This window comes from Rhizobium sp. C4, from assembly GCF_021026315.1.
Classification (GTDB): Bacteria; Pseudomonadota; Alphaproteobacteria; order Rhizobiales; family Rhizobiaceae; genus Ensifer_A.
This window is the reverse complement of record NZ_JAJNCX010000003.1, coordinates 405,454-423,599: the sequence shown is the minus strand read 5'-3', so window position 1 is coordinate 423,599 and position 18,146 is coordinate 405,454. Positions and strand designations below refer to the sequence as shown.

Below are 18,146 nucleotides of genomic sequence, written 5' to 3'. Positions count from 1 at the left end.
TTCGCAAGTCAGTCCCCGCTCTCATGCCCCGAATCGGCCGATAAATGCAACAGGCTTGGACGCCAAGTTGGGCGGCAGAACCCCTTCCCTTCACGCCCTGATCAGGCGCGGCGCAGCTTGCCGGGCAGCGCGGCAACGGCACCCGCTTGCGTCAGGGCCACATCGGCCTCCGGTTCGACCGGATGATCCAGCCGCTGCTGCACGAAACGGCGCGCCGCCTCTGCGGGCATGGGCCTGCCGAGAAGATAGCCCTGGCCGATATCGCAGCCCAGCGACCTGAGATAGGCGAGCTGCGCCTCGTCCTCGATCCCCTCGGCCGTCGTCTTCACCCCGAGGCCGGAGCCCAGCGCAACAATGGCGCGGATGACCTTGTCCTGACGCTCGCCCTTGTTCATGGCGGTGACGAAGCTGCGATCGATCTTGATCGTGTCGAAGGAGAAGCCGGAGAGCTGCGACAGGCTTGAATAGCCGGTGCCGAAATCATCCAGCGCGATGCGGGCGCCGGCGTCCATCAGGTCGCCCAGCACCTTCTGCGCCGCGGGATAGTCCTTCATCACGCTGCTTTCGGTGATTTCGAGTTCGAGCCGTGTGGGCGCGAAGCCTTCTTCCGCCATGATCTTGATCAGCCGCAGACCGATGACCGCATCGCTCAGCAGCATAGGCGAGAGATTGAAGGCAAGCCCGACATCCTGCGGCCAGTTCCGCGCCTCGATGCAGCAAAGCCGCAGCAGATGCTCGGTGAGGGGCATGATCAGACCCGTCTCTTCGGCGAGAGGGATGAACTCGCCGGGAGAGACGAATTCGCCCGGCTGCAGTTCCCACCGCGCCAGCGCTTCAAATCCGTTGACCCGGTTGGTCTTCAGGTCGATCAGCGGCTGGAAATGGGGGATGATCGTCCCTTCGCGAACAGCGCGCTTGAGCGCACCTTCGAGGCGCGCGCGCTTGTAGACGTTATGTTCCATCTCGGGCGCAAAGGCGACGGCACGGCTTCGCCCGGAAGACTTCGCCGTGTACATTGCGTAGTCTGAATGGAGGATCGCGGTGTTCAGCGAGTCGGGGCCGCCTGGCGAGAACGCATAGCCGACGCTTGCGCCGACATCGACCGTCATCACGTCCGCATCAATGGGTGCGGTCAGTTGCTGCACGATCCGCTGCGCAGAGGACGCTGCCGCGGCGGCGTCCGCTCCGCGGGTGATGACGACGAATTCATCGCCGCCGATCCGGTAGATGCAATCCTCGGGAAAAGACGCCTTCAGCCGCTCGGCGACCGTCTTGAGAACTTCGTTGCCCACGGCATGACCGAAGAGATCGTTGACACGCTTGAAACCATCGAGATCGACGGAGAAGACGGTCCTTTCGCTGCGGTGTCCTTCCCGGGAAGCGGCGGCCAGCTCCTGGTCAAGCATGCGACGATTGGGAAGCTCCGTCAGGGCATCATGCGTGGCAAGCCAGGCAACATTGCGCTCGGCCTCTCGGCGGCGGTGGTTCTCCAGCGTCAGATCCTTGACGCGGACGAGAGAGTAGATCAGCCCGACCAGACCGGCGATGTTCAGCAGGATGAAAAGGTCGTCGAAATGATAGCCGTGATAGGTGTCGAGGAAAGCGTCAACATAGTGATGGACGTTCAGCGCGATGGCCAGCACGGACGCAAACATGAAGACCAGGGTCCAGACCAAAATCTCCAGAAAAACTCTTGTTCCGCTCTTCTGTTTCATTCGCGATACCCCATCCATGCGGTCCCGAACAGATTATGTCCGCTTTATGGCAATATATAGCCTTTCTAAATTTCACAGAAATTAAGGACCATGCTTATTTTTGCGTAAAGTCAGGGACGGTGTCGCGGAGACGTTTGTCCACACTTTCAACCGTTGACGAATGCCATGTCTGCGGAGGTCAGTTCGACGTCCCGGAGCTCGCGGTTGACGAGGAAATGCTCGTTCTCTTCCGCCGTCACCGCCAGATCGACGGTTGCATCGAAGCGCGCCTTGAAGGCGGCGATGATCTCGTTGACGATGACTTCCGGAGCCGAGGCGCCGGCAGAGAGGCCAACAACCGAGATATCGCCAAGATTGTCCCAGTCGATTTCCGAGGCGCGCTGGACGAGAAGCGATTTCTTCGCGCCCGCCTTTTCGGCGACTTCGACAAGCCGTTTGGAATTGGACGAGTTGGGCGCACCGACGATCAGGAAGAGATCGCAGCCGGGGGCGGAATGCTTGACGGCCTCCTGCCGATTGGTGGTGGCATAGCAGATGCTGTCGGCGGCGGGCGCCGACAGATTCGGGAAGCGTTCCTGCAGGCGGGCAATCACGCCTGCGGTATCGTCGACGGAGAGCGTCGTCTGGGTCACGTAGCCGAGATTGTCGGCATCGACCGGTTCGTAGCGGTCGGCATCCTCGACGGTCTCGATCAGAGAGACGGCACCGGGCTCAAGCTGACCCATCGTGCCGATGACTTCCGGATGGCCGGCATGGCCGATCAGGACCACATGGCGGCCGAGGCGCTGATGGCGCATGGCCTGCTTGTGGACCTTGGAGACGAGCGGGCAGGTCGCGTCGAGATAGAAGAGGTTGCGGGCTTCCGCATCCGCCGGCACCGATTTCGGCACGCCATGTGCCGAGAAGACGACCGGCTGCATGCGATGCTCGGCCGGGATCTCGTCGAGTTCTTCGACAAAGACCGCGCCCTTGGCTTCCAGCCCTTCGACGACGAAGCGGTTATGCACGATCTCATGACGGACATAGACCGGCGCGCCGAAGCGCTTCAGGGCCAGAACGACGATCTGGATGGCGCGATCGACGCCCGCGCAGAAGCCCCGAGGTTCGCAAAGACGGATGGTCAGCTGCCGCTTCATGGTAACCTCAGGCATGCACGCCGGCGACGAGCACGGCGATCATCGCAATGATGGCCGGCAGGCCTTGCGTGAACAGGATCTTCCGGCTTGCCGACCATGCGCCGTAAAGGGCGGCCACGATGACGCAGGCGAGGAAGAAGACCTTCAGCTCATAGGCAAACATGGCCGAGGGGTGGACGAGGCTCCAGAAGAGGCCGGCGGCGAGAAAGCCGTTATAGAGGCCCTGATTTGCACCCAGAACCTTGGTTTCCTCGGCCTTTTCCTGGCTCATGCCGAAGGTGCGCAGACCTGCCGGCTTCGTCCAGAGGAACATTTCCAGATACAGAATGTAGACATGCTCGAGGGCAACGAGTGCTGTCAGCACGGCGGCGGCAATGGTCATTTCTCACTCCCCGTTCTGCGTCCGCGGAACCAGTAGATCGCGACGACGACAGCCAATGTTAGGGCAAGGCCATACCATGTCACGGCATATTGTAAATGATTATTGGGAAAGTCGAACTGCGTGACGCCACCAATCGGCAGGCCGCCGGGATTGGGCGCATCGTTGGCGTCGATGAAGAACTGCAGGACGCGGCCCTTGGAAAGCCCTGCATGGGCCGTCATGCCGTCAAGATCCTTCCAGTAGAAGATGTCCTTGGCCAGATCGTTTTCCGGCACCATCATCGAGGGCTTGGCGTCGAGGCGCGAGCGGGCAAGCCCGGTGATCGTCACCTCGCCCGCAACCTGCCCTGCCATGCGCGTCGCCGGCTCCTTCTTGTCATAGGGCACGAAGCCGCGATTGACGAAGATGAACTCGCCGCCACCGAGCTTCAGCGGCGTGTAGACATAGTAGCCGGGTTCGCCATCATGCGTGGCAAAGAAATGCTGCTCATGCGCATGATCGAACGTGCCGGTGGCATTGACCGGCCGATAGTCGACGTCGTCGCCGGAAGCCAGCACCGCGCCGATCTTGTCGACGCCGACCGCCGGCATGGCGCGCCGCTCGGCAATGTCGGACAGCAGCTCTTCCTTCCACTGGAGGCGATGGACCTGCCAGGTGCCGAGCGCGACAAGAACGGTGAAGCTGATCGCCAGGAGAACGAGCGTCGCGATGCGGCGAACCCATCGCCAGAAGGGACGCGCGGCACGCCGGCCATCTGCAATATTGTCAGCCACGGTCGATCTCGCCCGGTCTGGCATTGTTGGCATATTGGAGATTGATCAGCACACCCTTGAGCGAACGCATGAGGGCGAGCGCAGAGATGATCATCAGCGGTATCCAGAGCACGAATTGCAGCCACATGGGCGGTTCGTAGGTGACCTGCATCCAGAAGGCAAGGCCGACAAAGATGAAGCCGATGATGAGCAGCACGAAGACCACCGGCCCGTCGCCGGCGTCGATGAAGCCATAGTCGAGGCCGCAATTGGAGCAGGCCGGCTTGACCTTGCTGAAGCCCTCGAACAGCGCGCCCTCGCCGCAACGCGGGCAACGGCAGCGGAGGCCCGCGGAAATGGGGCTGACGGGCGGATATTGGGCGCTGTCGCGCGGCGGTTCATGAGGTTCTGTCACGGCCTGATCTCTATCGGTGTGCCATTCGGAACCGAGTCCCAAATCGCATCCATGTCTTCATTTCTCACTGCAATGCAGCCGTTCGTCCAGTTGAAAAGCTGCGTGATGGGCGCTGCCCAACCGAAATAGTTCTTCTGGCCATGGACCCTTCCCGGTCTCGCCAAGTCTTCCGACCTTGGAGCCGAACACTGCCTGCGGAAAGCGGTTACTTGATGACATCCGCCCATTCGGGATGGCGCAGCGTCTGGGCCTTGAAGAAGGGGCAGAGCGGGATGATCTTCCAGCCGCCTGCCCGCGCTTCCTCAACCGCATGGGCTGCAAGCGCCTGGCCCGCCCCTTTGCCGCGCAGTGCATCCGGAACGCCGGTGTGGTCGATGATGATCAGCCGCGGCGAGGCTCGCGAATAGGTCATTTCCGCCTCATGGCCCTCAACGGTCGCAACATAGCGGCCGCCCGAGCCCGATTTTTCTTCGCGAATATCCATTCGACGCATCCTTTCAAAAACGAAAGCGGCGCGGACCTGCCGCGCCGCCGAAGTTGTGTCTGTCAGGCCTGCTCAGCCATGCGCCAGCGGCGCGCCCCATCCACCCCAGATGTAGATGGAGAAGAAGAGGAAGAGCCAGACCACGTCGACGAAGTGCCAGTACCAGGCGGCCGCTTCGAAGCCGAAATGCTGCTTCGGCGTGAAATCACCACCGATTGCCCGGAACAGGCAGACGGCAAGGAAGATCGTGCCGACGATCACGTGGAAGCCGTGGAAGCCAGTCGCCATGAAGAAGGTCGCGCCATAGATCGAGTTCTTGAAGGCGAAAGGCGCGTGGGCATATTCATAGCCCTGCACGAAGGTGAAGAGCAGGCCGAGCAGCACGGTGAGCGTCAGGCCATTGATCAGGCCCTTGCGGTCGCCATGCAGCAGCGCGTGGTGCGCCCAGGTGACCGTTGTGCCCGAGAGCAGCAGGATCACGGTGTTGTAGATCGGCAGGTGCCAGGGATCGAGTACCTCGACACCCTTCGGCGGCCAGGTTCCGCCGGTGAACGTCGTGCGGGCGGCCTGAATGGCTTCACCCGGGAAGAGGCTGGCATCAAAGAAAGCCCAGAACCATGCGACGAAGAACATCACTTCAGAGGCGATGAACATGATCATGCCGTAGCGAAGATGCAGCGACACGACGCGCGTGTGATGACCTTCGTGGGCTTCCTTGATCGTGTCGGCCCACCAGGCGAACATGGTGTAGAGCACCAGCACGAGGCCGATGAAGAAGACCCACGGATTGGCGAGGTTCACGCCAAACAATTCGAACGGCTGCGCGGAGAGATAGCGCATGTAGGACACGCCACCGATCGCCATGATGAAGGCCCCGATCGAAGCCAGGAACGGCCACGGGCTCGGATCGATGATGTGATAGTCGTGTTGTCTGTTATGTCCGTCTGCCATGTCAGTCTTCCCCGGATTTCAATCCCGCCCCGGAAACCCGGGGCTCTCCTCATGAAAATTCAAAGCTTCTTCGCGGCGTCCAACGGCTTCTTCGCATCGGCGACCGGGCGGGTCTTCTCATGCGGGTAGAAGGTGTAGGACAGCGTGATGGTTCCGATGCTCTTCGTTTCGCGATCCTTGACGATGTCCGGATCGACGAAGAAGAGCACGGGCATTTCCAGTTCTTCCCCCGGCTTCAGCGTGGTCTCGGTGAAGCAGAAGCACTGGATCTTGTTGAAATAGGCGCCCGCCTGTTCGGGCGTGACGTTGAACGTCGCCTGGCCGGTGAGCTCCTTGTCGGACGTGTTCTTCGCATGGAAAAATATCTGCTTTGTCTCACCGATCTTCATCACGACGTCGCGCTGATCCGGCTTGAAGTCCCAATTGAGCCCACCTGAAATATTGCCGTCGAAACGGACTTTGATGGTCTGATCGAGGATGACGCTGGAGGCCTGTTCGACCGTCTTCACGGTGCCGCCGTAACCCGTCACCTGACAGAACATGCGATAGAGCGGCACGGCCGCATAGGACAGGCCGATCATGCCGAAGAAAATGCCAAGACAGCCCGCGACGACGAGGCCGTTGCGTCTCTGTTGTGTTCCTGTCGCCATGGTCTCTCCTCCCTCAGCTCCAGTTACACCGGCTTGCCGCCGAACTTGATGATCGTGATCACGTAGAACACCGCCACCAGCCCGGCCAGCACGAGGCCGAGTGCTATGTTGCGGCCCCGGCGCGATTTCTGCTGCGCTTCCGTCAGCTTGACCGTTTCCATCTCCATCAGATCAGGCCTCCCAGGTGCGAGATGCTCGCCGCATAATGGTCAACCATCAGGGCGGAGAAGATGACGAAGAGATAGAGGATCGAATAGGCGAAGAGCTTCTTGGCCGGCACCATCTTCTGGTCGTTCTCGTCCATGCGATAGACGCCGATCGACATGGCAACGAAGATGAGGCCGAGAACGCCCGCGAACGCGCCGTACCAGAGGCTTGCAAGACCCGTGAAGGTCGGCGCGACGCCGGCAATGGCGGTCAGCACGGAATAGAGCACGATCTGCGTCTTGGTGGTTGCGACGCCCGAAACGTTCGGCAGCATCGGAACGCCGGCTGCGCCGTAATCCTTCATCTTGAACAGCGCCAGCGCCCAGAAATGGGCCGGCGTCCACAGGAAGATGATGAGGAACAGACAGATGCTGTCGATGGAAACGCCGCCGGTCACGCAGGCCCAGCCGATCATGGGCGGGAAGGCGCCGGCCGCGCCACCGATGACGATGTTCTGCGGTGTCGAGCGCTTCAGCCACATCGTGTAGACGACGGCGTAGAAGAAGATGGTGAAGGCGAGCAGGCCGGCGGACAGCGTGTTGACGGCCAGGCCGAGGATCGCCACCGAGAAGGCGGAGAGCACGAGGCCGAAGGCCAGCGCTTCGCCCGGCACGATCTTGCCGGCGGGAATGGGACGCGTCGCCGTGCGGGCCATGACGGCGTCGATATCGGCATCGTACCACATGTTCAGGGCACCGGACGCGCCGGCGCCCACGGCAATACAGATGATGGCGAAAAGCGCCATGACAGGATGGATCGTCCCGGGAGCAAGCACCAGTCCGGCAAAGGCCGTGAAGACGACAAGCGACATGACGCGCGGCTTCAACAGCGCAAAGAAATCCCCGGCCGAGGCTTCGGAAATCCGGAAGCCGGCTTGCGGGTTATCGATTTCGCGGTTGTCGACCAAAGACATGAACTGAACCTGCTTTTACTCTCTGTGCCGATCCCGGACATATCCGGAGCCGGCGTTTTGAAGAAGGAAGCGCCGCCCAAGAAGCGGCGCTCCGTGTTCCTGTCCGCTTACTTGATGCGCGGAAGCTGTTCCCACTGGTGGGTCGGCGGCGGCGAGGACAGCTGCCATTCCAGCGTGTCGGCGCCAACGCCCCACGGATTGTCACCCGCCACGCGCTTCTTCATGAATGCCTCGATGATACAGACGAAGAAGATGAGCACGCCGACGGCCGAGATGTAGGAGCCGAGCGACGAAACATAGTTCCAGCCGGCGAATGCATCCGGATAGTCGATGTAGCGGCGCGGCATGCCGGCAAGGCCGAGGAAGTGCTGCGGGAAGAAGACCATGTTCACACCGATGAACATGACGAAGAAATGCAGATTGCCCAGCGTTTCACTGTACATGTAGCCGGTCATCTTCGGGAACCAGTAGTACCAGGCCGCGAAGATGGCGAAGACGGCGCCCAGCGACAGAACGTAGTGGAAGTGCGCCACGACGTAATAGGTGTCATGCATGGCGCGGTCGAGACCGGCGTTTGCCAGCTGCACGCCCGTCACACCACCAACGGTGAACAGGAAGATGAAGCCGATCGCCCAGATCATCGGCGTGCGGAACGAGATCGAGCCGCCCCACATCGTCGCGATCCACGAGAAGATCTTGATGCCGGTCGGCACCGCGATGACCATGGTGGCGAAGAGGAAGTAGCGCTGCGTGTTGAGCGAGAGGCCGACCGTATACATGTGGTGCGCCCACACGATGAAGCCGACGGCGCCGATCGCCACCATCGCGTAAGCCATGCCGAGATAGCCGAAGACCGGCTTGCGCGAGAAGGTCGAGATGATGTGGCTGATGATGCCGAAGCCGGGCAGGATCAGGATGTACACTTCCGGGTGACCGAAGAACCAGAACAGATGCTGGAAGAGGATCGGGTCACCACCGTTTTCCGGCGCGAAGAAGGACGTGCCGAAGTTGCGGTCGGTCAGAAGCATGGTGATGCCGCCGGCGAGAACGGGCAACGACAGCAGCAGAAGGAAGGCGGTGATCAGAACCGACCAGGCAAACAGCGGCATCTTGTGCAGCGTCATGCCCGGAGCGCGCATGTTCATGATCGTAGTGATGAAGTTGATCGCGCCGAGGATCGAGGATGCGCCGGCGACGTGAAGCGCCAGGATCGCAAGGTCAACCGCCGGTCCGGGCGTTCCGGATGTGGCCAGCGGCGGATACATGGTCCAGCCACCACCCACACCATAGCCACCGGCCGGGCCTTGCGCGAACATCGAGAGGATGAGCAGCAGGAAGGCCGGGACGATCAGCCAGAAGGAGATGTTGTTCATGCGCGGGAACGCCATGTCCGGCGCACCGATCATGATCGGGATCATCCAGTTGGCAAAACCGCCGATGAGCGCCGGCATGACCATGAAGAAGATCATGATGAGCGCGTGAGCCGTCGTGAAGACGTTGTACATCTGCTTGCCGCCATCGATGGCAGCATCGCCTTCGAAGCCGTAGACCATGGACGCCAGACCGTGGAAGATCTGGATGCCCGGCTCCTGCAGCTCCATGCGCATGACGACGGAGAGCGCGCCGCCGATGACGCCGGCGATGATCGCGAAGATCAGGTAGAGTGTGCCGATGTCCTTGTGGTTGGTCGACAGGAACCAACGCGTGAAGAAACTCGGAGCGTGATGATGATCGTGCGCGGCATGGTCGTCGTGACCGTGGGCGTGATCATGGGCGTGATCGTGATTGCTAGCCATCTTGATGTTCCCCCTCCGGATTTACTTGGCGCTGGAAGCCACGTCGACGGTCTTCTTGCCGTCGGTGGCTGCCATGAGGGCCTTGTTGGCCGCGCCGAGATTGCCGGCGGCGGCTGCGAGCCACGTCTTGTACTGTTCTTCGGTCACCACGCGAATGGCGAGCGGCATGAAGGCGTGGTCCTTGCCACAGAGCTCGGAACACTGGCCATAATAGAGGCCTTCCTTGTCGGCCTTGAACCAGGTCTCGTTCATGCGGCCCGGGATGGCGTCGATCTTCACACCGAAAGCAGGCATTGCGAAGGCATGGATGACGTCGGCGCCGGTGACCAGCACGCGAACCGTCTTGCCGACCGGCACGACGAGCTCGTTATCCACAGCCAGAAGACGGGGATAGGCGGCCTTGTCGTCCTTGCCGAACTTGGAGCGGTCAGCATCCTTGAGCATCAGCGAGTCAAAGGCGAGTTCCTTTTCGCCCTGGTATTCGTAGGACCAGTACCACTGGTTGCCTGTCGCCTTGATCGTCAGATCGGTATCCTTGGGAATGATCAGCTCGTTCGACAGAAGCTGGAACGACGGGATCGCAATGAGGAACAGAACCACGACAGGGCCGAGCGTCCAGAGGATCTCGATCGCCGTGTTGTGGCTGGTCTTGGAAGGAACCGGGTTGGCGCTGGCGCGGAAACGCAGGACGACGATGATCAAAAGCGCCAGAACGAACAATGTGATCGGCACGATGAACCACAGCGTATATTCTTCGAACCAGCGGATTTCATGCATCACCCCGGATGCAGCCGGCTGCAGATCGGTCTGCCACGGCGTCGGTTGGGCGGCGAATGCCGCACCAGCAAAGAGCAAACTGGCGGCCGACGCCATTGCTGCAATAGCCTTATTCCTCACGAATCTCTCTCCCCTCAGTGTTTGGTCCTCGACACTTGATCGAGATCAAACCGTCTAGCAGAATCCCTGCTATACTAACTGTTTCAAACCACAGTTTAGCCCCAATCGCAACCTTCGTCACTCGCCGTGCATGCGTCATTTTTGCGCAAGAGCCGGGGGGTGACTGGCTTTTATCAATTTGACGTGCCATTGCGAACCTTTGCGGACACTATTTTTGCCGCTTTTCACGTCGATCAACTCTCTTTAAATGCCAGACCGTGCAGGCATCAGGCGGAAGGCTCCGGAACTCAGGCCTTGAAGCCGGCGCGCTTTGACTGTTCAATGATCCGCGTTTCGGCGCTAAACGATATGCCCAAAGCGGAAGATGATTCGAGGACGTTCATGATATCCAGCCCGTTGAAGCGTGCAGCGCTCGGCTTCGTCGCTCTTGCGGCGATTGCGTTCACGCCGGCCGCACATGCCGCCACCCAGCCGCCGCCGGCTCCCGGCCAGGGGCAAGGCACGGTGCGCTCGACGCATGGCGCATGGTCGATCATCTGCGACACGCCGGCGGGCGCCTCGGAAGAGCAATGCGCGCTGATGCAGAACGTGATCGCCGACGACCGTCCCGAAGTCGGCCTTTCCGTCGTCGTGCTGAAGACGGCCGACCGCAAGTCGCGCATCCTGCGGGTTCTGGCACCGCTCGGCGTTCTGCTGCCCAACGGGCTCGGCCTGAATGTCGACGGCAAGGATATCGGGCGCGCCTATTTCGTGCGCTGCTTCTCCGATGGCTGCTATGCGGAAGTCGTGCTGCAGGACGATCTCCTGAAGACGCTGCGCGCCGGCACGCAGGCAACGTTCATCGTCTTCCAGTCGCCGGAAGAGGGCGTCGGCATCCCGGTGGATCTCAAGGGCTTTGCAGACGGCTACGACGCCCTGCCCTGACCCGTCCCTTTTGAAAATGCCGTCGGCGCGCCTATCTAAGCTCCCGACACATCATCAATTTCGCTGAAAGGCGCCTCCCATGAACGACGATCTCCTCAAGCTTTTCGATTGCGACGAAGGCGCGGTGAAGGACGTCGTCGCGAATGCGCTGAAGGATGCCGATGACGGCGAGCTCTATCTGGAGCATGCCCAGGCCGAGGCGCTGACCTTCGACGACGGCCGGCTGAAGGCCGGCACGTTCAACACCGACCAGGGCTTCGGGCTCCGCGCAGTTGCGGGCGAAGCGGTGGGCTATGCCCATGCCGGCGACCTCTCTCTCGCCGCGCTGAAGCGTGCTGCCGACGCGGTCGGTGCCGTGACGCGCGGTTATTCCGGGTCCTATGCGGAAGCGCCGCAGGGCACGAACAAGCGGCTTTATTCGGCCGAAAACCCGATTGGCGAGCCGAGCTTCGAGGCGAAGGCCCAGCTGCTGCAGGAAATCGACGCCTTCCTGCGCACCGAAGACCCGCGCGTTCGGCAGGTCACGGCGTCGATCGCCGCCAGCTGGCAGATCGTCGACATCATCCGCCGCGACGGCCACCGGGTGCGCGACATCCGGCCTATGACGCGGCTCAACATTTCCGTCGTTGCCGGCGAAGGCGACCGGCAGGAATCGGGCTCGTTCGGCACCGGCGGCCGCAAGGGCTTCGGCGATTTCATCCTGACCGAAAACTGGCAGGTCGGCGCCCGCGAGGCACTGCGCCAGGCGCTCGTCAATCTCTCGGCCATCGATGCGCCGGCCGGTACGATGGATGTCGTTCTCGGCTCCGGCTGGCCGGGCGTCATGCTGCATGAAGCGGTCGGCCACGGGCTGGAAGGCGACTTCAACCGCAAGAAGACCTCCGCCTTTGCCGGCCTGATGGGCGAAATGGTGGCCTCCAAGGGCGTGACCGTCGTGGATGACGGCACAATCGAATCCCGGCGCGGCTCGCTGACCGTCGACGACGAAGGCACGCCGTCGGGCTACAACGTTCTGATCGAAGACGGTCGCCTCGTCGGCTACATGCAGGACCGGCAGAATGCGCGCCTCATGGGGATGAAGCCGACCGGCAACGGCCGCCGCCAGTCCTATGCGCATCGCCCGATGCCGCGCATGACCAACACCTACATGCTTGGCGGCGACAAGACGCCGGAAGAGATCATCGCCTCGGTCAAGAACGGCATCTATGCCGTCTCCTTCGGCGGCGGACAGGTGGACATCACCTCCGGCAAGTTCGTCTTCGGCTGCACCGAAGCCTACATGATCGAGAACGGCAAGATCGGTGCACCAGTCAAGGGCGCCATGCTGATCGGCAACGGTCCGGAATCGATGCGCCGCATTTCCATGGTCGGCAATGACATGAAGCTCGATCCGGGCATCGGCATGTGCGGCAAGGCCGGCCAGAGCGTGCCGGTCGGTGTCGGGCAGCCGCATCTGCGCATGGATCAGGTGACCGTCGGCGGCACGCGCGCGTGATCCGAAGCCATTGCAACCGGCTGGTGGGCTGTGCGCCCTCTCAACGCGTCGCGCGTCCGGTCACAAGCGCGTGACCACAGGGGATTTCCGGCCACAAACCGGTGGACGGTTGCTGCGATCGGACGTAATGTTTTCGGACGAAATCGGCTTGAATTGTAGGCAGAATTTCCATGCCGGATAACATTCCGTCTCACGCGGGTGCCGCGACCGTGCCGATCGAACCGGCGGCGGCGATTTGCGATGCGGAAGCGCGCATCTTTCTGTCCCTGCCCGACATCGTCTGGTGCCTTGATCAGGACCGGCGTTTCCGACTTTGCAACTCCGCCTTCGAAGCGTTCACCGGCACGAAGCAGCACGAGCTCGTCGGGCTCTGCCCGCCCTTTGACGGCATCGAGCTGCCGCAGTTCATCCGCGGCTTCATGGCCCATTCTCTGAAATGCCAGACGGAGCGCGGCGAACATGCGGTGCGCAATCCCAAGACGGGATCGCGCATCTATTTCGAGACGACCGAGATTGCTCTGGAGCGGCCTGACGGAACGCCGGACGGCTATGTCTGCGTTGCGCATGACATGACGCGCCGCAAGAGCCTCGAGCTGGAATTGACGGCCAGCCGCAACGAACTGTTCCAGCACGCCTATTACGACCCGATGACGGGCCTGCCGAACCTGCGCCACCTTGCAGGCAAGCTGGCGGAGGCATCCTCCGTGGCCAGCGCCGGCCGAAGCGAGGGTGCGCTTCTCAAGATCGACCTCGACCGCTTCAGCGCCATCAACGAGACAGTCGGCCGCGCCTCCGGCGACCAGGTTCTGGTCGAAATATCCAAACGCCTGCGCGAGGAGTCCGAGCGGCACGGCGATTTCCTGGCACGGCTGGACGGCGCGAGCTTCGCGATAATCGTGCATCACCATGCCGGGCGCGACGATGTTGCGCGCGATTGCGAGCGACTGCTGACGCGTATTTCGAAACCGTTTTTCGTCGAGCAGAAGCTGCTGACCGTCACCGCCAGCATCGGTGCCTCCTGTTTCCCGGAGCATGGCGACAATGCCGAACAGCTGCTTTCGCAGGCCGACAGCGCGCTGCTGTTTGCCAAGCGCGGCGGGCAGAACACCTGGCGCATCTTTGACGACAGCCTGATCGACGAGGCACGCGAACGGTTCGAACTGGAAGCCGACCTTCGCAAGTCGATCGAAAGTGACAATTTCACCGCCCATTTCCAGGCCAAGATCAACCTGAAGACAGGCGAAATCGCGGGCGTCGAAGCGCTCATGCGGTGGAACCATCCGGACATGGGCTCGATCCCGCCCGGCGTCTTCATTCCGCTGGCCGAGCAGACGGGCCTGATCATTCCGCTCGGCGAGCGGGTCATGACCGATGCCTGCCATTTCGCCCGGAACTGGAATGACGGCCACCGCAAGCCGGTGCGGGTCTCCGTCAACCTGTCGCCGCGCCAGGTCATGCTGGATGACTTCATTCCGCTCATGAAGGGCTGCATTTCGCGCGCCGGCTGCCGGCCGGAATGGCTGGAACTGGAAATCACCGAGAACATGCTGATGTCCGATCCGCAGCGGATCGACGAACTGATGCGCGGGCTCGCAGCGCTTGGCGTTGCCGTGTCGATCGATGATTTCGGCACCGGTTATTCGGCGATCAGCAGCCTGACGCGCTACCCGATCGCCTCGCTGAAAATCGACCGCAGCTTTGTCCACACCCGTGTCGACGACGGCAAGCCGTCGGCCATTGCACGGACCATCGTCGCCATGGCCCGCGAGCTTGGCATCAAATGCGTCGCCGAGGGCATCGAGCTTGCCGGAGAGGCCGAGATGCTGCGCAAGATCGGCTGCGACGAAGGCCAAGGGTTCCTTTGGCACAAACCGATGCCGGAAGAGGAATTCTTCCGCTGGGTTGCGCGATACGAGAAGAGTGCTGCGGCGCAATAGTCTTTCTTTGCTTCGACTGCCTCCGACAACGCCGCCTTTTCTCAATCCATTTTCAATCTTTGCCTTCTAGTCTCGCCTCGGGGTTGTCCTGAGCTTGCGCGGTATTGCCTGCCATGCCTTCACGGACACGTTCTGGAGAGACGATCGATGACGGGCGGACTGAAACTGCTGGCCAGGCAACAGGCCAAGCGACTGGGAATTGCCGGCGGGCTGGAAGCCTCCGCCATGCTGAGCAGCCTCGGCCTTGGCCGCAGCATGGCCGGGCGCGGCGTCATCTTCACGCTTCATCATGTCCGGCCGCATGCGCCGCGCGCCTGCGAGCCCAACCGCCATCTCGAAATCACGCCGCAGTTTCTCGACGAAGCCATCAACGCCGTTCTTGAAGACGGCTACCTGCCGATCGCGCTTTCGCAACTGCCGGACTGGCTGAAGAACGGCGATCCGTCCAGGCCGGTCGCCATCTTCACGCTCGATGACGGCTATCGCGACAATGCGGTTCATGCGGCACCGGTCTTTGCGCGCCACGACGTGCCCTACACGATCTTCGTGACCCGAGGCCTGACCGAGCGGACGCATACGCTGTGGTGGGAGACGCTGGAGGCGCTGGTCAACGCGACGGGCGAGATCGACTACGACTTCGGCAATGGCCTCGAACTGGTCGAGACGTCGACACCCAGCCAGAAGATGGCTGCCTATGAGCGCATTGGCGCCAGCATCATCGGCCCGAACGAGGCCGAGGCCATCGCCCAGCTAAACGAAACCGCCCGCGCCTATGGCGTCAGCGCCGACGCCATCGTGCGCGATCTCGTGATGGACCGGAAGGAACTGCAGGCGCTCACGACGCAGCCGCTTGCCCATCTGGGCGCCCACACGATCTCCCACCGGGCGATGTCCTTCCTCAACCGCGAAGCCGCAATCGATGAAATGACCGCCTCGGCGATCTACGTGACCGGCATCACCGGCCGCCGCAACCGCATCTTTTCCTACCCCTACGGCTTTGCCGAGGCTGTGTCGAAACGGGACAGGGATCTGGCGCTCGAATGCGGCTTCGATCTCGCCGTTACGACGGCGCCCGGCACGCTGACCGCGCGGGCGCTTGCCCATATGGGCGGCCTGCCGCGCGTGTCGCTGAACGGGCTCTACCAGAAGGCCCGCTACGTGCGGGCCCTCGCCTCGGGCATACCGTTCAAGCTTCTCAACTGATCGCCGAGAGCACTCACCCCCAAGGTCAGGGATACATCCGAACCTTGTCCCAGCCGCCGTCGATCCGCTTGAACTCGACGCGGTCGTGCAGGCGGAACTTGCGGTCGTGCCAGAACTCGATGGAGCTCGGCTTGAGGCGGAAGCCCGACCAGTGCGCCGGACGCGGGATGTCGCCGAGGCCGAATTTCGCAGTATATTCAGCGACTGCCTTCTCCAGCGCGAAGCGGCTTTCCAGCGGACGCGACTGTTTCGAGGCCCAGGCGCCGATGCGGCTGCCGCGGGCGCGGGAGGCATAATACTCGTCCGCTTCGGCGTCAGTCACCGTCTCGATATCGCCGCGGACACGCACCTGACGGCGCAGGCTCTTCCAGTGAAAACACATGGCCGCCTTACGCGCGCCCAGAAGTTCCCTACCCTTCTGGCTCTCGTAGTTCGTGTAGAAGACGAAGCCGTCCTGGTCGAAACCCTTGAGCAAAACCATGCGCACATTCGGCAGGCCTTCGTCATCCACCGTGGCCAGTGCGAGCGCGTTGGGATCGTTCGGCTCGCTTGCCGTAGCGTCAGCCAGCCACTGGGCGAAAAGTGTGAATGGTTCACTTTCTTCGGTGAAGTCACTTGTTATTAACCCATTTGCGGTCATTCTTGTCGCAGTCCTCGTTTTTTCGCGTCGGGATATCTAGTCGTGCAACCAATAACAAAGCAGGCATGGGAAAAGAATAGCCGCTCTGCCTGCGGAGTCCTGAAACTTGTCACGGTGGCATTGATTTGCCTGCCGGCGGCTGGTTGCATGGGAACGGGCTTCGGCCTTTCCGACAATGTCGATGCCGGCCTGACGACGCAGTCGACGCCGGCCGCGCAGCGCAAGCCGGTCGATTCCGACGAGACGACCATCCGCAATGCCGTCAGTTCTGCCGATCTCGGCCGCCTCAAGGGCGATCCCCTGCCGTGGGCGAACACGGATACCGGCAGCGCCGGCGTCGTCACCGGCATCACCCAGACGCAGGCTGGCGAAGTGACGTGCCGCGACTTCACGACGACCAGCCACAGCTTCCGCGGCATCTCGAAATATCGGGGCACCACCTGCCTGACCTCGTCGGGCGAATGGAAGATTGTCAGCTTCGCCAAGCAGGACTGACCTCCCCTCGCCTCGCGCAAGCCCAACGTAAGGCCTGCCATCTATCTTGCCCGTCCTGGGATTCATGTGAGAGTTCCGTGCCGGCGCGATGAATGCGACATGATCGCTGCGCCAGGACGTGGCGTCACCATCTGTCTCCCGATGAAAAGCGACGGGCATCGCTCCCTGTCGATACGTGGTTGGATGGCTATCGGATGCGTGATCCCTACAGCGTGCTGGGCGTGAAGCCGACGGCGAGCCTTGACGAGATCAAGGCCGCGTGGCGGACGCTTGCCAAGGCGCTGCATCCCGACCAGAACCAGAGCGACCCGAACGCGCATGTGCGTTTCGCGGAAGTCGGCCAAGCCTATCAGTTGCTGAAGGACCCGGACAAGCGCCAGCGCTTCGACCAGGAACGCCGGATGGCGGAAGAGGCACGCCGCCGCGAGCAGACCGGAAGCGCGCGCAGTGCCGAAAGCCAGGCGAGAGCCGCGGATGGCGGCGAAGGCGACATCTTTTCGAGCCTTTGGCGGAAGATGGCGGGCCAGCAGACCGCGCCGGACAAGGCACCGGATCTGATCGTCGACGCACTGATTTCGATCGAGGACATCTTCCAGAAGGCGAAGGCACTGGCGCAACTGCCGGACGGCAGGACACTGCGCGTGGCGCTGCCCGAGGGCGTGACCGACGGGAAGCAGGTGCGGATCGCCGCGCAGGGCCACCGCCTCTCCGGCCTCAAACGGGGCGACGTCGTTGTCACCTTCCGCATCGCGCCGCATCCCGTCTTTCGTGCCGACGGGCTCGACCTCTACACGAACCTGCCGGTGGATATCGAGAATGCGGTTCTCGGCTGCGAAACCATTGTCGACGCACCCGACGGACCGATCCGCGTCACGGTGCCGGAGTGGTCGGGCTCGGATCGGACGTTGCGGATCCGCGGACGCGGCCTGCCCGGACGCGAGGGCGAGCGTGGCGACCTCTATGCCGAAATCCGCGTCATGCTGTGGGATCACCCGGACGACAAGGTCAAGGACCTCATGCGCAGCCTGCGCGAAGGCCTGTTTTTGTGACAGCATGTTGAAAGAGCACAGAATCTTACGATTGCTCTTATTTCCTTACCATTCGACTTCTTGAACCTTCAGTCCCTCTGTGCCATAGGGCTCCAAATCATTCAG

The 18,146-nt window shown here is 61.9% G+C and carries 20 protein-coding genes; 6 read left to right on the top strand and 14 right to left on the bottom strand.

Annotated features, from left to right (window positions below; translation table 11 throughout):
• Nucleotides 1-101: 101 nt before the first annotated feature.
• The 13 genes from LQK84_RS08450 to coxB form a co-directional block, all read right to left on the bottom strand.
• A complete protein-coding gene (locus LQK84_RS08450; protein ID WP_230828246.1) occupies nt 102-1,715 on the bottom strand; it encodes a putative bifunctional diguanylate cyclase/phosphodiesterase in 1,614 nt (537 codons plus the stop codon).
• Between the two features lie 146 nt (nt 1,716-1,861).
• On the bottom strand, nt 1,862-2,851 hold the full coding sequence (gene ispH / locus LQK84_RS08445) for a 4-hydroxy-3-methylbut-2-enyl diphosphate reductase (RefSeq protein ID WP_230828245.1): 990 nt from the start codon (nt 2,849-2,851) through the stop codon (nt 1,862-1,864).
• 7 nt (nt 2,852-2,858) lie between these two features.
• Nucleotides 2,859-3,233 carry a DUF1304 domain-containing protein gene (locus tag LQK84_RS08440; RefSeq protein WP_230828244.1) on the bottom strand — a complete coding sequence of 125 codons (375 nt, stop codon included), beginning with the start codon at nt 3,231-3,233 and terminating at the stop codon, nt 2,859-2,861.
• Entirely contained in the window at nt 3,230-4,030 is an 801-nt protein-coding gene (locus tag LQK84_RS08435) for an SURF1 family protein (RefSeq protein ID WP_230828243.1), read from the bottom strand. The genes LQK84_RS08440 and LQK84_RS08435 overlap by 4 nt, the downstream gene beginning before the upstream one ends.
• On the bottom strand, nt 3,999-4,400 hold the full coding sequence (locus LQK84_RS08430) for a DUF983 domain-containing protein (RefSeq protein WP_230828242.1): 402 nt from the start codon (nt 4,398-4,400) through the stop codon (nt 3,999-4,001). Before LQK84_RS08430 ends, LQK84_RS08435 begins: the two co-directional genes overlap by 32 nt.
• A complete protein-coding gene (locus tag LQK84_RS08425; protein WP_230828241.1) occupies nt 4,397-4,627 on the bottom strand; it encodes a L,D-transpeptidase in 231 nt (76 codons plus the stop codon). The genes LQK84_RS08430 and LQK84_RS08425 overlap by 4 nt, the downstream gene beginning before the upstream one ends.
• Nucleotides 4,606-4,884 (bottom strand): GNAT family N-acetyltransferase, encoded by a 279-nt coding sequence (locus tag LQK84_RS08420; protein ID WP_230828240.1) that lies wholly within the window; start codon nt 4,882-4,884, stop codon nt 4,606-4,608. Before LQK84_RS08420 ends, LQK84_RS08425 begins: the two co-directional genes overlap by 22 nt.
• A gap of 72 nt (nt 4,885-4,956) precedes the next feature.
• On the bottom strand, nt 4,957-5,835 hold the full coding sequence (locus tag LQK84_RS08415; RefSeq protein WP_230828239.1) for a cytochrome c oxidase subunit 3: 879 nt from the start codon (nt 5,833-5,835) through the stop codon (nt 4,957-4,959).
• A 59-nt stretch (nt 5,836-5,894) separates the two neighbouring features.
• Nucleotides 5,895-6,485, bottom strand: a complete 591-nt coding sequence (locus LQK84_RS08410) for a cytochrome c oxidase assembly protein (protein WP_230828238.1) — start codon at nt 6,483-6,485, stop codon at nt 5,895-5,897.
• A gap of 23 nt (nt 6,486-6,508) precedes the next feature.
• A complete protein-coding gene (locus LQK84_RS08405) occupies nt 6,509-6,652 on the bottom strand; it encodes a hypothetical protein (RefSeq protein ID WP_230828312.1) in 144 nt (47 codons plus the stop codon).
• On the bottom strand, nt 6,652-7,605 hold the full coding sequence (locus LQK84_RS08400) for a heme o synthase (protein WP_230828237.1): 954 nt from the start codon (nt 7,603-7,605) through the stop codon (nt 6,652-6,654). Before LQK84_RS08400 ends, LQK84_RS08405 begins: the two co-directional genes overlap by 1 nt.
• Before the next feature lie 107 nt (nt 7,606-7,712).
• Nucleotides 7,713-9,401, bottom strand: a complete 1,689-nt coding sequence (gene ctaD / locus LQK84_RS08395; protein ID WP_230828236.1) for a cytochrome c oxidase subunit I — start codon at nt 9,399-9,401, stop codon at nt 7,713-7,715.
• A gap of 21 nt (nt 9,402-9,422) precedes the next feature.
• Nucleotides 9,423-10,298 carry a cytochrome c oxidase subunit II gene (gene coxB / locus LQK84_RS08390; protein WP_230828235.1) on the bottom strand — a complete coding sequence of 292 codons (876 nt, stop codon included), beginning with the start codon at nt 10,296-10,298 and terminating at the stop codon, nt 9,423-9,425.
• A 381-nt stretch (nt 10,299-10,679) separates the two neighbouring features.
• Here coxB and LQK84_RS08385 point away from each other — a divergent pair, with 381 nt between their 5' ends.
• From LQK84_RS08385 to LQK84_RS08370, 4 genes are all read left to right on the top strand, one after another.
• Nucleotides 10,680-11,222, top strand: a complete 543-nt coding sequence (locus LQK84_RS08385; protein WP_230828234.1) for an invasion associated locus B family protein — start codon at nt 10,680-10,682, stop codon at nt 11,220-11,222.
• Between the two features lie 79 nt (nt 11,223-11,301).
• Nucleotides 11,302-12,717 (top strand): metalloprotease TldD, encoded by a 1,416-nt coding sequence (tldD, locus tag LQK84_RS08380; protein WP_230828233.1) that lies wholly within the window; start codon nt 11,302-11,304, stop codon nt 12,715-12,717.
• A gap of 170 nt (nt 12,718-12,887) precedes the next feature.
• The gene (locus tag LQK84_RS08375; RefSeq protein WP_230828232.1) at nt 12,888-14,654 is read left to right on the top strand and encodes a putative bifunctional diguanylate cyclase/phosphodiesterase; all 1,767 of its coding nucleotides are present in this window, start codon (nt 12,888-12,890) and stop codon (nt 14,652-14,654) included.
• A gap of 147 nt (nt 14,655-14,801) precedes the next feature.
• A complete protein-coding gene (locus LQK84_RS08370; protein ID WP_230828231.1) occupies nt 14,802-15,857 on the top strand; it encodes a polysaccharide deacetylase family protein in 1,056 nt (351 codons plus the stop codon).
• A 25-nt stretch (nt 15,858-15,882) separates the two neighbouring features.
• Here the strand turns inward: LQK84_RS08370 and pdxH are convergent, their stop codons facing one another.
• Nucleotides 15,883-16,497: a pyridoxamine 5'-phosphate oxidase gene (gene pdxH, locus LQK84_RS08365; protein ID WP_230828230.1), complete on the bottom strand. Its 615-nt coding sequence runs from the start codon at nt 16,495-16,497 to the stop codon at nt 15,883-15,885.
• 147 nt (nt 16,498-16,644) lie between these two features.
• On the opposite strand from pdxH, the gene LQK84_RS08360 reads away from it, so the two are divergent.
• Nucleotides 16,645-16,992: an RT0821/Lpp0805 family surface protein gene (locus LQK84_RS08360; protein WP_230828229.1), complete on the top strand. Its 348-nt coding sequence runs from the start codon at nt 16,645-16,647 to the stop codon at nt 16,990-16,992.
• Between the two features lie 194 nt (nt 16,993-17,186).
• Nucleotides 17,187-18,041 carry a DnaJ C-terminal domain-containing protein gene (locus LQK84_RS08355; RefSeq protein WP_230828228.1) on the top strand — a complete coding sequence of 285 codons (855 nt, stop codon included), beginning with the start codon at nt 17,187-17,189 and terminating at the stop codon, nt 18,039-18,041.
• The last annotated feature ends 105 nt before the right edge of the window (nt 18,042-18,146 follow it).